The organism is Bacteroidota bacterium (genome assembly GCA_040388375.1).
In the GTDB taxonomy this organism is placed as follows: Bacteria; Bacteroidota; Bacteroidia; order UKL13-3; family UKL13-3; genus JAAFJM01.
Genome location: JAZKBU010000017.1, coordinates 1 through 11,716, shown reverse-complemented (window position 1 = coordinate 11,716; position 11,716 = coordinate 1). Strand labels below are relative to the sequence as shown.

Sequence of the window (11,716 nt, the reverse complement as noted above, 5' to 3'; positions counted from 1 at the left end):
AATGGCAGCAGCAAAAGATTTAAAAATTGATTCGGATGGAGATTTATATATTGATCCGCTAACCGGAGATTTAAAAATTGATTTTTCGGATAAACAACATATAAAAGATATTATCAATTCAAATGTTGGGTGGTACAAACAGTTTCCTTTGGTAGGTGTTGGTATTGTTTATTATGTAAAATCATCCGGATTGCAACAACAGTTAGAGAGAGAGATTAGACTTCAATTAAAATCAGATGGTTATAGTATGGAAAGGCCGAAAATAATAAGTAATCCAGATGGAACATTTTTAATTCAACCAAATGCAATAAGAAATTAAAATGGCAGATTCAACATTGACTAGTTCTATAGTAGCTACTGAAGGTCAAAGTATTTACGATTTATGTTTAATGACTTATGGAGACTTTAAATATCTCTATAAATTAATGCAAGATAATAATATTATTGGCCCCAATGACATTAATTTGAGCGGTAAAAAAATTAATTTTAACCCAATATTGATTTCTGACATTGGATTTTTTAATTTGATTCAGCAAAAGAAAAAAATAAATACTTTAAATATTGTTTCATCAGTTATTTCAGAAACAGGATTGCAAACCGATGATGGAATTAACCTACAAACCGATGATGGCCTTTTTATCATAGTCGACTAAAATAAATAAAATGAAAAATAAATTTGCTTTTGCATTTATATTAATACCTTTTTTACTAACAGCTCAAATAAAGGTTAAAGACTTACCAACAACAACAACCGGTTCTTCTGGTGATTTTATTTTAAAAGATGATGTTGCCGGCACTCCGGGATCTACAAAAAAAATAAGTATTTCAGACTTTAAATCAGTTTATTTCCCAACCCTTCCAACATATTCACTTTCTGCAACAGCACCATTAACTTATTCATTAGGAGTTTTTGATATGCCAAAATCAACATTATTTGTTGATGGTTATTTAAGTGCGACTGATTTTACAACCTTTTGGAACAAACAAAATGCTCTATCGGTAAGTCCAAGAATGGCTTACACGTCTTCGTTATCATTTTTAGATATAAACAAGGATTCTGTTCCGACTATCTTTTATTTGTTACACAATTACATTAAGATAGGCGCTAACTCAGGAAGTCCTAATATAACAGGATTAGGGAGTGTTTCAGGAGGTAATGCGACATTTGTAGGGAGCAACGTTTTTAGTACAGCAACAAAATTAATAGGACGAGGCGGTATTGATGGCATGTGGAGCGACAATATGCTAACAGTAGCGTCAGCATCAACATTGTCATTATCGGCTGACAATGGTGCGAATACATATAGCGTAACAGGAACGACAAATATTGATAGTGTTATAATAGCAAATGTTTACCCAAATAACACAGGAACAACCGTTAAATTAATTTTTACAAACACATTAACGTTAAACAATAGCGCAACGTTTACATTGCAAGGTAGTTCAAATATAACTACGGCAGCAGGCGATGTTATGACTATTGTACATTTAGGGGGTAATAAAGTTAAGGGGTATGGATATTCAAGAGCAAGCGGAGTTGCTTTAGTTGCAACATCAGCAGCAACAACAAGTATTACCGCAGGAAGCGGAATAACAGTATCCGGCACAGCGCCTTCTTATACTGTTACAAATTCTGCGCCGAATCAAACTGTAACAATAGGTAGCGGTACTGGCGTTTCTGTAGCAGGGACTTATCCAACATTTACAGTATCTTCAACAGGTGTTGCTACGGGAATATGTGCTATCTATAACACGTCAGGAGTGCCGACATACTATTCAACATTACGTTCAGCTATAACGGCGGCATCAAGCGGTCAGACTATTTTTGTGTTTGCAAATATTACGGAAAGCACAGCGATAATCAAATTAAAGAATGGGGTTACTATTAACTTGCAAGGTACAAGATACACATATACAGGAACAGGTGGAAGCCCATTCACAGATTCAGCGACAGCGCCAACTTGCTATATGTATAATGGGACTATTATTACCACAAATTATACCGGGTACGCATTTACAAACTCTGGTACAACTTATACAAGCGGACTCACAATAACAGCAAGCGCAAGCGGTGGAAGTGCGGCATTTGTTGGCAATATATATAACGGGACTTATAACGGAGCGTCTGGCGGGGTTAGTTATGGCGTAGACGCAACAGGGATAGTACAAGGTGTTACAGCGACAGGATTTTATGGAATAAATACATCTACAACGACCTCATTAATAAAAGATTGCTTGGTTCCTAGTAGTACAGGAAGAGGGGTGCTGTATAGCGGACTTTGCATTAATACGACGGCTTATAATACCGCTTTTTCGTGTTTTGACGCACAAACAAACGGAGCTACAGCGATTAACTGTACAGCTATAAGCACAACAGCAGGCATTAACGGGTGGTTTAATGGGGCAGCAAATTGCACCTTGCAAAACTGTACGGTGAACACTGTTGGTACAGCGGTAATTGGAGGGGGTGGTTGCAACATAGTTGGAGGAAGCTACATTTCATCTGGAGCATTTACAATAAGCGGCTGTTCTTTATTGCAAAAGCCAACAATAAAATGCACATGGAACAATTCTGGCGGACATGGCGTAATCGCTCAAGCTTCTATGATAATAAATAATGCTGATATAGCAGTAACCAATGCTTCGGCTAACTGTATAAACGGCGGTTCAATAACTTTAGAATATAATAAATGTTTATTTACAGGGGCAACACTTCCTGTAACAGCTACAATAACTCAAGGCAATGCCAACGCACAGGATTTACAAGGAAACCTAAAATATTAAAAAACATGAAAAAGATAACATTATTATTCGCTGTTTTATTATCCGTAACGGCATTTTCTCAAACTAAAAACTCAGCTCTTGTCGGCCAAGTAAATACTGTTGTAAATTACACCGATAATCTTGGTAATGTCAAGGATTTGACATTACCAAACAATACATTTCACGGTGCCGATTCCATTACATTTAATGCGTTTAATTTACTAATAAAAAGCCGGGTTGATACTGTTGCTAAAATAGTAGCCAAGGTTTATTCAGTTTCATTCTTAACAACCGGAGTAACATTGTTAGGTCATCCAGATCCTACAAAGGGAGTATTCACAATTTATGGAGAACACTATGATCCTAAAACATTAAGAGTATCGGATTTAACAGGTGCCGATGCAACATTAGCCGCTAATTTCTTTACACTTGTGAATAGTTCTACAGGAAATAATTTAGAAAGCTCCTTCGCGCCTTTTAATACAGGCAAAATAACTATCAACGGCGTAGAGATGCATAGTTCTACATTAAATGCTGCATCCGGAGGAATGTTGGATGCTCTTAAGGTAATGTGTACTGACTGGTTTAATAAACAATGACAATGTTTTTTAATTAATAAACAATGTATAAAAACGGAGATATATTTATTTGCAGAGGAAAAAGCGATCTATCTGCGGCCATTATGACCGCAACACAAAGCAATTGGTCACATACAGCACAAGCTCAATATATCAATGGCATTCTTTGTATTGTTGATGCTCAAAAAGAGGGGTTTTTCCCGCGGCGTTTTGATAAGTGGTTTTTAGAATTTGGGTATGAGTTTGAAGTGTATAGAGCTCCTGAAATTGACGAAGCTAAATACTGTGAAATAGTAACAGAAATGTTTGGCTCTGATTATTGCTTTAAATTATTGGCGTTAGGCTTTTGGCGTAAATTGTTATTTGGAAGGACAGTAAAGGAAAAGTACGGCCATGATAATAAATATGTATGTGGTGAGGGTACAATGACGTTTTTAAAAGTGTTAGGATATAATGTTTCTCGTCCTGAAAACTTCACTCCTAACGATGTTCGGGAGTGGTGTATTGCTAATGGATTTAAATTAATCAAATGAAAAAATTATTAATGATATTTACTTTGGTTTGGTTTACCGGATGCGTTGTTACAGCGCAAAATTTCGTTATCCCTAATAAAGAACTTATTAATATAGATCCGGGATTTAGTCCTGCTTATAAAAATTGGGAAAACATAGCAAAAGAAGCAATTAAAAAACTTGATTCAATTCAATGCTCTCCAGTTGTTAGTAAATGCCAGTTTCAGAGATTAGAGCTTAAAGTTATAACACTTGAAAATAAATTACAGTTGTATGAAATAAACGAATTGATTTGTTTGAGAGCGAAAAATTACAGGAAGTATAAGGATTGCATGCGCGAATATTTATTAAGATAATAATCATGGCAGAAAAAAGTGTTTTTAGTTGGTTAAAAGAAATCAAGCATTGGGAAAAGAGTATTTTATGGACTGCTATTTTTGGTATTATAACAACTCTTACAGGTTTTGCTTATAGTAATTTTTCTTTACCAAAAGATGATAAACGAATAGAGGTTTTGGAAAGATACATTGAAACGGACAAGGCAGAAAAAGCCGTTATGAAAGAAAACGTAGTTAATTTAAAAGAGAATTTGAAGGAACTAAAGGTTGATATGAAGGAAGGTTTTAAATCGCTTTCAGATAAAATGGATGAGAATATAAGAATGGTAAGGATAGTTAAAGAAAACACCAAATGAAGCATATTGAAATAGCTATAAAAGAGTTGGGAAAAGAAGAAATTCCAAGAGGAAGTAATTGGGGGGAGCATGTGAAAAAATATTTACACTCAGTAGATATTGATTTTCCTGCTAGCTGGTGTATGGCATTTATTTATTGGTGTGTTGAAGAATCAAAAATTAGAATTACAATGTCTGGAGCGGCTGGCCTAAGAAATCCCCTTGTTAAAACAGGCGGAGTTATAAGGCAATGGAAAGAAATAGAAACGCAATTTTGCCAGCCGAAATGTAAATTTACGGATCCATTGCCGGGAGATATTTTTATAATGGATTTTGGAAAAGGTCTTGGTCATACAGGCTTTGTTGAATCTATTGAAGGTGATAAGATTCATACAATCGAAGGAAATACAAATGATGAAGGATCTCGAGAAGGTTATGAAGTATGTCGTAGAGTTAGAAAAATATCCTCATGCTTAGGATTTATAAGGGTTAATAATTAAATAAAAAAATCATGAACGAAGTAAAAGCAACATTATACTCATTAGTTCCAAAAGACTATTTGAAAGCAGCTATTATGGCTGGCATGGTAGCCGGTGCAAAATTAATTTACACAGCGGTTGATGCCGGCGCATTTCCTACAACTGTAGCAGAATGGAAAAGTATAGGATTAGCCGCAATAGGTACGGCTGGAATGTATCTATTAAAAAACTTCCTCACAAATTCTGATGATAAATTTTTAAAGAAAGAAGCCACAAATGCGAGTAATTAAATCAATTATTTTATGTTTAATTATAAGTTCCTGCGTAACTCAGAATCGTTGCGATCAGAAATTCCCACCTATCATTACTGATAGCGTAATGATTATTCAGTCATTAGTCATAGATACTGTATATAAATGGCAAGAGCCTAAAAGTGAATACTACAATTTTTCAGATATATTAATTGATACATCTTACACATATCATCAAGAACAAAAAAAGGGGGATAAAAGCGCTGTTATAGACATTTATAAAGGTGTGGCAAAGGTAACATGCAAAGAAGGTGCTTATAAAGATACTGTAACGTTTTTAAGGGCCGAAAAAACTACTACTAAAAAAAATACCATACAGCCTGAAACTAAAACTATTATAGTTCATCCTTGGTATGAAAAACCATTAATTATATACTTTTTCTTTAGTTTGTTAATTATATTCGGTTTTATTTTAGGTAAATTTTACAAGATTTAAACGAAGTAAATTCGTTTATTAAAGCCTGTTTTGAATAAAAACAGGCTTTTTTATTGCTTATTGTTAATAACTTTATTTACAAAAACGTAAAGTAATTAAAATAATTTGTAGTTTTGTCTCATCAAATTAATACTCACTAAAAAAATCAAACATGCTAACAGAGGAATCAATCACCCAAATAGTATCAGGAATAATATTCCTAGGAGCTATATCGTTAATTGTGGCACTTATAATGCTGGACAATAAATTTAACAATAAAAAGTAAATAATCATGGGAAATATTAAACAAGTAAAACGAAAAATACGCCCATCAAATACATTTAATGCGATTTGTAATGGATTAAAACCTTTTGGCAAGTTAATAGATTCTGAAGTATCATTTTATTTATCTAAAAAATTAAACTAACATGAAAACAGCAGATTACAAAAGAGCAGCGCAATCACTTCGTAATTTCGCAGTAGGGGCACAATTTATAAGAATTAGCAAAAAAGATCTTAATGAAAAACTAAAAGGTGTAAATGAATTTTTTGAAAGTGTAAAAAAGTTAAATAATTAATCTAAAAACAAAAACAATGAAAACAACGGCAATTGTACTACTATCATTATTTAGCTTAAGCGTAACAGCGCAATCTTACTCAGATCAAAGAGGGCAATTATTATTTTATAATGTTGCTATCAATGGCGCAATAGGAGGGGTTAGTGAATTAATTACAAACCCAAGACATGTAACTCACTCAAAAGCATTTTTACACGGATTTAGAAACGGCGCAATAGGAGGAGCTGTTATAGCCGGGACAAAAATGGGAGCTGGTTATATGTTTACCAATGAAATAAATTATTTAGCGTGGACAATGCAATTTACCGATGCATTAGGTACGTCGATTGTTTATAATACTTCCAGAAGTTCTAAATTTTTAGAATATTATAATGTGGATTTGTTCGGGCTTGTTAGATTAGAAACCAATACAAAAACAAGAAAAATAAAACCATATGCATTACCTTTTGGAATAGGGGCTTTAGCAGTTACTGCGTTTACAAAAGGTAATTCTTTTAATTTTGAAAATACCCTATATACACTAACTCCATGTTTTACAACAACTAATAAAACAACGGCATTTTCTACTAATTTAGTTTCATCTATTACCGTTTCAAATGGAGTAAAACCTTCTGCAAGGTCAGAAGCATTATCCCACGAATTTATACATATGCTTCAGTATAGAGATTATTTAAATATAAATAATATTGTATTCGGAGATTATAACAAATATATAGATAAAACTGGGCCATTCAAATATATTTATATGGATCTTCCATATTTCGGGGCCGCTTATGGGTTAAACGACTTAGCTCTTGGCAGAAACCATTATTATTACAAAAACTTTTTTGAATTTGAAGCTGAATCATTTGCTTCAGGAAGTTTTGTAAAAAGGAATTTTTAATTTAAAACAAATAAAAGGATATGGAATATTTAAAAATTCAAAACAGCGGAGAACTCGATGTTAGACTTATAAGTTTAATGGGTGGATCTACAAAACAAAACAATAAAATAAAAATTGGGAAATTCGGTACCGGTTTAAAATATTCATTAGCATTTTTAGTTCGAAATAATATTGACTTTAAAATCTTCGTTGGAGAAGAGGAAATAAAAATAGATGTTAAAAAAGAAAACATTCAAAATACAGAATTTGAAATTCTCTACATAAATAATGAAAGAACAAGTATTACATCTACTATGGGTTTAGATTGGGAACCTTGGATGATATGCAGGGAAATATGGTGTAATGCTTTGGATGAAGGAAATGCTTTTAAAGAAACAACTTCGTCTGTCGGTGGACAGACGAATACTACAACATTTTTTATTCAAAATACAGGAAAAATAAAAGAAGTTGTTGATGATTGGGGCAATTATTTTATTACATCTTCTGCCATTTTTGAAACTGATGATTTCGCAATTTACCCGGCAAAACAGACACTTTGTATCTATAAAAATGGTGTTCTTATAGAAAGGAAATCTGATTACAAAGGAGTGTTTTCTTATGATATAAAGGGCGCAGAAATTAACGAACTTAGAGAATATAAAGGTTATTTAGAAAATGATCTTGGTAAAATAATTAAAGCTCTTGATAAAAATTGTGTTGAGCTTTTTCTTTCAAGTTTAAAAGAAGGTACTTTTGAGTATGATATGGATTATGATTGGAGTGGTAGTTTTAACAAAGAATGGTCTGATACAATAGGAAATGCTAAGGTAATAGCAAAAGATGATTTTGAAGCGTTTAAAAGTAGAGGAGTTGAAATTGACGAATCCGAATTAATAATTGTTCCAACTTCTTTGTTTAAGAAACTATCTTCAGCTCATCCACATATAAGCGCAGTAAGACGTGCCGATAAAGTAAATTCATTTCATGAAGTTATTGATAAAGATTTTGAGCATAAAATAAACATTGCTATCTCAATGCTTGAGAGTTGTGGTTATGAAATTAATCCTGAATTGAAATGGATAACCGGTATTTTTGGAAGTGCGAATGTTATGGCAAAAATAAATATTGATGAAAAGTTAATAATGTTTAGTACAGAATTAAAGAGAAAATCACAATTCGATATAATAACAGCAATTATTGAGGAAAATGAACATTTTTTATCAGGGTACGAGGATTGCAGCCGATCTTTTCAACAACATTTCATCGATTTATTTGCAAAACAAATTTTAGAAAAAAAACAAATATTGATTTAATGACTAGCGAACAAATTATATTGGATTTAAAAGAAGGCAAAAAGGTTAGTATGTGGGATGTTTTACAAAATAAAAATGAATTAAGGAGACTTGTAAAACATACCGATAATATTAATCTAGAGTTAGATATTGAATCATTAATAGACTTTGCAAAGGAGAGTTTGTAATAATTGTATGAAAAAAAATATCAATAAATCTCGCAGGAATTACAAAAACATTCATAAAGAAATTGTCATTCCTATTTATAGGTTTGATATTGATGTTAACTATTCGATTATTGTTTTAAGGGGAAAATTGTCTGAAATGATAAAAGCTTATGAAACGATGAAAGATCCTAAAACTGGCAAAGATGAAGAAATGCGAATAGCAAAATTAACTGTTTATTTGAAAATAGAACAGGTTTCCCATTCAATAAAAATTTTAGAAAAATATCAATCATGAGCGAAGAACAATTTGAAGAAGCTGTTAAAAACGCGGAAAAATTAACTGGCATTTCAAAAATATCTGAAATACTTCATGCCGGTAAAGTGCTTTCAAAAAACATTGAGGATTCAAAATATTTTGATAAGTTGCATGATATGAGTAATGAAAACACCGAATGGTTTAATCGTATTTACATAACCATTAAACATATCACATCTACGGATCATTATAAAGAATGTCGATGTCCTGCTGAAAAATATGATGATTTAATATTTTCAAATTCAAAGGGTGAATTTGTTGAAAAAACATTACATCGTTTGTTGTTTACACATATGTAAAGTGTATATTTGCTGAAATTTATAATTAACTAAAAAATGGGAAAAACAATACATTATGGGATAAAGCTTGAAAGAGCTATTAAAAATAAAGGCTTAAAGAAAAAATTTGTTGCTGAAAAAATAGGAATTTCCCGCGTTTGGCTTGATGAACTTTTGACTACAGGTAAATTTACAGAAACACAAATGATAATCGTAAAACAAATTATAAAAAAATAATATGGAATTACAAACATATAGATTACCAACTATTGCTGAAATTTTAGAAGAAAAGATTGAGCAAGTAACAAAAGTAGAACAGTTAAACTTCCTGTTAAGCCAAGATCCACCTGCTAGATGGATAAAAGAACATCCGTATATAAAGCAGGAAGTAAACGGGCAAAAAGTCCCTTATAAATATTTGCCAATTGATAAGATTGAGTACTTACTTCGCAAGATATTTAAAAAATATCAAATTGAAATAACAGACCAAGGTACATCATTCAATGGAGTGTGGGTAACTGTCAGGATTCATTATTTCAATCCAGCAACTGGCGAAATGGATTATCATGATGGAATTGGAGCCGAACAATTACAAACCCGCGCCGGTATGTCTGCCGCTGATTTGGCCAACATAAATAATGGCGCTATTTCTATGGCATTTCCAAAGGCAAAAACAGCGGCAATAAAGGATGCTTGCGATCATTTTGGAAATATGTTTGGAGGCAATTTGAATCGGCGCGATACAATTAATTTTAATCCAGATCAAAATATAATGTATCCAGAAGTTAAGTTAGATCCTATTATTCAAGAAAGTTTAGATCTAATTACAGATATTGAAGGTTTGGATAAATACATATGGCAATTAACATCATCCGATAAAAATCTAAATAAAAATATGGCGTTCAGATCAGCAATTGAAACTATTCGAAAAAAATTAACTCCTAAAACTAATTAAATGAGATACACCACTGATTTTAAACCAGAATTCGATAAAAGACCACTTTCTTATTCATCATTAAAAGCGTTTCAAAAGTCACCTCAGCATTATGTTGAATATAGATTAACAAAATTTGAGCCAACGGCATCAATGGTATTCGGCCAAATAATTGATATTTTAATTCTAACTCCAGATGAATATGATAGAAAATTTGCTATTATGCCGGATGATATTAAAAAACCGACATCTTCGCAATTAAACGCAAAAAAACCAAGTCCCGAAACTATTATTCAAGTTCAAAAATTTACAGAATGGGCAGAAGAAAACAGGGGTAAAACATGGATAAATTCAGAAGATGCAGAGCTTGCTAAATTCCTTGCAAACAAAACATTTGAAAATCCAAAAGCGAAGGAACTACTTTCTAGAATTACAAGAACACAGGATAAGGTTTCTTGGAGCCACAGAGCAACTGGATTGCCTTTAATTGGCTATAAAGATGCGACAGCCGACTCTTTTATAATGGATTTAAAAAGCTCTAATGATGGAAGTCCTGAAGGTTTTACAAAGGCTGCTTTTAATTTTGGTTATCATTTACAAGTTGGTTCCTATTTAGATGCTGAAGAAACTTTATTCGGAAAGTTCCCAGATTTCTTTTTTCTTGTTGTAGAAACATTACCTCCTTATAACATATCTGTTTATAAGGCAGACAAAGATTTTATCGCATTAGGTAAACAGCAGTTTAATGATCTGTTACAACAAATAAAATTTTGCGAGGAAAACAATTTATGGCATCAAGGTTATGAGTTTCATTCTGCAACTGGCTATCATCAACTGGATTTACCGGGATGGGCCAAAAACAAATTAAATAAATGACTTCAAAATGTAAACTTGAAATTTACTCAGATTGTAAGGATGGTGGCAAACTTCAAAAAAACACTACATCAACAATTGTTGATTTCCTTTTAAAAAATATAGGTAAAAGGCTTCATATAGTTATTGAGGTTGTTAAAAATACGCGCAGCCACAGGCAAAATCGTTATTATTGGGGTTGTGTTATTCAGGAGCAAATAGACTGTTTTCATGAACGATTGGGGGAGATTTGGGATAAAGACGAAATGCATGATTGGAACAAATCAAACATTTGGCACACTACATCTATAAACGAAAGAACTGGAGAATTAATAAACCGTCCCGGAAGCTCAAAAACTAAAACGGTTGGAGAATTTGAGGAGCGAATGGAAAAATTAAGACAAAAATTTGAGCTTGATTGGGAATGGAAAATACCACTTCCAAATGAAAATTTGGAATTAGATTTTTAACGAACAATATTTGGCGCAGGTGGCTAGTCAGCAGCACAGCAGGTAATAGAATCGCAGGGACGTTTAAATGTGCATTAAACTTACCTTATAGCGGAAACAACAGCCACTTGTCGCTAATTTATTGTTGTGCCTAACGAACAATACTAAGCGACGTGGCGACTTTGAAAAACTAAACCGCACTATGAAATACTGAACTGAGCCATGTTGCTTAGTTATTGTTAGGTTTAGTTGCCTAG

The 11,716-nt window shown here is 32.8% G+C and carries 20 protein-coding genes; all 20 read left to right on the top strand.

Translation table 11 applies throughout. The features are described from left to right. Window position 1 precedes the first annotated feature (1 nt). The 20 genes from V4538_16235 to V4538_16140 all read left to right on the top strand — a co-directional run bounded on the left by V4538_16235 (window position 2) and on the right by V4538_16140 (window position 11,480). Window positions 2-319, top strand: a complete 318-nt coding sequence (locus V4538_16235; GenBank protein MES2382598.1) for a hypothetical protein — start codon at window positions 2-4, stop codon at window positions 317-319. Between the two features lies 1 nt (window position 320). After that, the gene (locus V4538_16230) at window positions 321-653 is read left to right on the top strand and encodes a hypothetical protein (protein MES2382597.1); all 333 of its coding nucleotides are present in this window, start codon (window positions 321-323) and stop codon (window positions 651-653) included. A 10-nt stretch (window positions 654-663) separates the two neighbouring features. Continuing rightward, window positions 664-2,784, top strand: a complete 2,121-nt coding sequence (locus V4538_16225; protein ID MES2382596.1) for a hypothetical protein — start codon at window positions 664-666, stop codon at window positions 2,782-2,784. A gap of 5 nt (window positions 2,785-2,789) precedes the next feature. After that, entirely contained in the window at window positions 2,790-3,362 is a 573-nt protein-coding gene (locus V4538_16220) for a hypothetical protein (GenBank protein ID MES2382595.1), read from the top strand. A gap of 23 nt (window positions 3,363-3,385) precedes the next feature. Continuing rightward, window positions 3,386-3,874, top strand: coding sequence for a hypothetical protein (locus V4538_16215; GenBank protein MES2382594.1), 489 nt, complete (start codon window positions 3,386-3,388; stop codon window positions 3,872-3,874). After that, on the top strand, window positions 3,871-4,209 hold the full coding sequence (locus V4538_16210; GenBank protein ID MES2382593.1) for a hypothetical protein: 339 nt from the start codon (window positions 3,871-3,873) through the stop codon (window positions 4,207-4,209). Before V4538_16215 ends, V4538_16210 begins: the two co-directional genes overlap by 4 nt. Before the next feature lie 5 nt (window positions 4,210-4,214). Continuing rightward, a complete protein-coding gene (locus tag V4538_16205; GenBank protein MES2382592.1) occupies window positions 4,215-4,547 on the top strand; it encodes a hypothetical protein in 333 nt (110 codons plus the stop codon). Further along, window positions 4,544-5,026, top strand: a complete 483-nt coding sequence (locus tag V4538_16200) for a CHAP domain-containing protein (protein ID MES2382591.1) — start codon at window positions 4,544-4,546, stop codon at window positions 5,024-5,026. Before V4538_16205 ends, V4538_16200 begins: the two co-directional genes overlap by 4 nt. Window positions 5,027-5,037: 11 nt before the next feature. After that, window positions 5,038-5,295: a hypothetical protein gene (locus tag V4538_16195; GenBank protein MES2382590.1), complete on the top strand. Its 258-nt coding sequence runs from the start codon at window positions 5,038-5,040 to the stop codon at window positions 5,293-5,295. An 88-nt stretch (window positions 5,296-5,383) separates the two neighbouring features. After that, entirely contained in the window at window positions 5,384-5,752 is a 369-nt protein-coding gene (locus V4538_16190) for a hypothetical protein (GenBank protein MES2382589.1), read from the top strand. Window positions 5,753-6,159: 407 nt separating this feature from the next. Continuing rightward, window positions 6,160-6,309 (top strand): hypothetical protein, encoded by a 150-nt coding sequence (locus V4538_16185; protein ID MES2382588.1) that lies wholly within the window; start codon window positions 6,160-6,162, stop codon window positions 6,307-6,309. A gap of 16 nt (window positions 6,310-6,325) precedes the next feature. Further along, entirely contained in the window at window positions 6,326-7,192 is an 867-nt protein-coding gene (locus V4538_16180) for a hypothetical protein (GenBank protein ID MES2382587.1), read from the top strand. A 20-nt stretch (window positions 7,193-7,212) separates the two neighbouring features. Next, window positions 7,213-8,484, top strand: coding sequence for a hypothetical protein (locus tag V4538_16175; protein MES2382586.1), 1,272 nt, complete (start codon window positions 7,213-7,215; stop codon window positions 8,482-8,484). After that, entirely contained in the window at window positions 8,484-8,651 is a 168-nt protein-coding gene (locus tag V4538_16170) for a hypothetical protein (protein ID MES2382585.1), read from the top strand. The genes V4538_16175 and V4538_16170 overlap by 1 nt, the downstream gene beginning before the upstream one ends. Window positions 8,652-8,658: 7 nt before the next feature. Beyond that, window positions 8,659-8,925, top strand: coding sequence for a hypothetical protein (locus V4538_16165; GenBank protein ID MES2382584.1), 267 nt, complete (start codon window positions 8,659-8,661; stop codon window positions 8,923-8,925). Continuing rightward, window positions 8,922-9,245, top strand: coding sequence for a hypothetical protein (locus V4538_16160; GenBank protein MES2382583.1), 324 nt, complete (start codon window positions 8,922-8,924; stop codon window positions 9,243-9,245). Before V4538_16165 ends, V4538_16160 begins: the two co-directional genes overlap by 4 nt. Window positions 9,246-9,281: 36 nt before the next feature. Beyond that, complete coding sequence (locus tag V4538_16155; GenBank protein MES2382582.1) at window positions 9,282-9,461, top strand: hypothetical protein; 180 nt, start codon at window positions 9,282-9,284, stop codon at window positions 9,459-9,461. A 1-nt stretch (window position 9,462) separates the two neighbouring features. After that, window positions 9,463-10,179: a hypothetical protein gene (locus V4538_16150; protein MES2382581.1), complete on the top strand. Its 717-nt coding sequence runs from the start codon at window positions 9,463-9,465 to the stop codon at window positions 10,177-10,179. Then, entirely contained in the window at window positions 10,180-11,034 is an 855-nt protein-coding gene (locus tag V4538_16145) for a PD-(D/E)XK nuclease-like domain-containing protein (GenBank protein MES2382580.1), read from the top strand. Continuing rightward, complete coding sequence (locus tag V4538_16140) at window positions 11,031-11,480, top strand: hypothetical protein (protein MES2382579.1); 450 nt, start codon at window positions 11,031-11,033, stop codon at window positions 11,478-11,480. The genes V4538_16145 and V4538_16140 overlap by 4 nt, the downstream gene beginning before the upstream one ends. Window positions 11,481-11,716 lie beyond the last annotated feature (236 nt).

Coding starts and splice junctions, on each gene's coding strand:
- V4538_16235 (MES2382598.1), top strand. CDS start 2: ATGGCAGCAGCAAAAGATTTAAAAATTGATTCGGATGGAGATTTATAT.
- V4538_16230 (MES2382597.1), top strand. CDS start 321: ATGGCAGATTCAACATTGACTAGTTCTATAGTAGCTACTGAAGGTCAA.
- V4538_16225 (MES2382596.1), top strand. CDS start 664: ATGAAAAATAAATTTGCTTTTGCATTTATATTAATACCTTTTTTACTA.
- V4538_16220 (MES2382595.1), top strand. CDS start 2,790: ATGAAAAAGATAACATTATTATTCGCTGTTTTATTATCCGTAACGGCA.
- V4538_16215 (MES2382594.1), top strand. CDS start 3,386: ATGTATAAAAACGGAGATATATTTATTTGCAGAGGAAAAAGCGATCTA.
- V4538_16210 (MES2382593.1), top strand. CDS start 3,871: ATGAAAAAATTATTAATGATATTTACTTTGGTTTGGTTTACCGGATGC.
- V4538_16205 (MES2382592.1), top strand. CDS start 4,215: ATGGCAGAAAAAAGTGTTTTTAGTTGGTTAAAAGAAATCAAGCATTGG.
- V4538_16200 (MES2382591.1), top strand. CDS start 4,544: ATGAAGCATATTGAAATAGCTATAAAAGAGTTGGGAAAAGAAGAAATT.
- V4538_16195 (MES2382590.1), top strand. CDS start 5,038: ATGAACGAAGTAAAAGCAACATTATACTCATTAGTTCCAAAAGACTAT.
- V4538_16190 (MES2382589.1), top strand. CDS start 5,384: ATGATTATTCAGTCATTAGTCATAGATACTGTATATAAATGGCAAGAG.
- V4538_16185 (MES2382588.1), top strand. CDS start 6,160: ATGAAAACAGCAGATTACAAAAGAGCAGCGCAATCACTTCGTAATTTC.
- V4538_16180 (MES2382587.1), top strand. CDS start 6,326: ATGAAAACAACGGCAATTGTACTACTATCATTATTTAGCTTAAGCGTA.
- V4538_16175 (MES2382586.1), top strand. CDS start 7,213: ATGGAATATTTAAAAATTCAAAACAGCGGAGAACTCGATGTTAGACTT.
- V4538_16170 (MES2382585.1), top strand. CDS start 8,484: ATGACTAGCGAACAAATTATATTGGATTTAAAAGAAGGCAAAAAGGTT.
- V4538_16165 (MES2382584.1), top strand. CDS start 8,659: ATGAAAAAAAATATCAATAAATCTCGCAGGAATTACAAAAACATTCAT.
- V4538_16160 (MES2382583.1), top strand. CDS start 8,922: ATGAGCGAAGAACAATTTGAAGAAGCTGTTAAAAACGCGGAAAAATTA.
- V4538_16155 (MES2382582.1), top strand. CDS start 9,282: ATGGGAAAAACAATACATTATGGGATAAAGCTTGAAAGAGCTATTAAA.
- V4538_16150 (MES2382581.1), top strand. CDS start 9,463: ATGGAATTACAAACATATAGATTACCAACTATTGCTGAAATTTTAGAA.
- V4538_16145 (MES2382580.1), top strand. CDS start 10,180: ATGAGATACACCACTGATTTTAAACCAGAATTCGATAAAAGACCACTT.
- V4538_16140 (MES2382579.1), top strand. CDS start 11,031: ATGACTTCAAAATGTAAACTTGAAATTTACTCAGATTGTAAGGATGGT.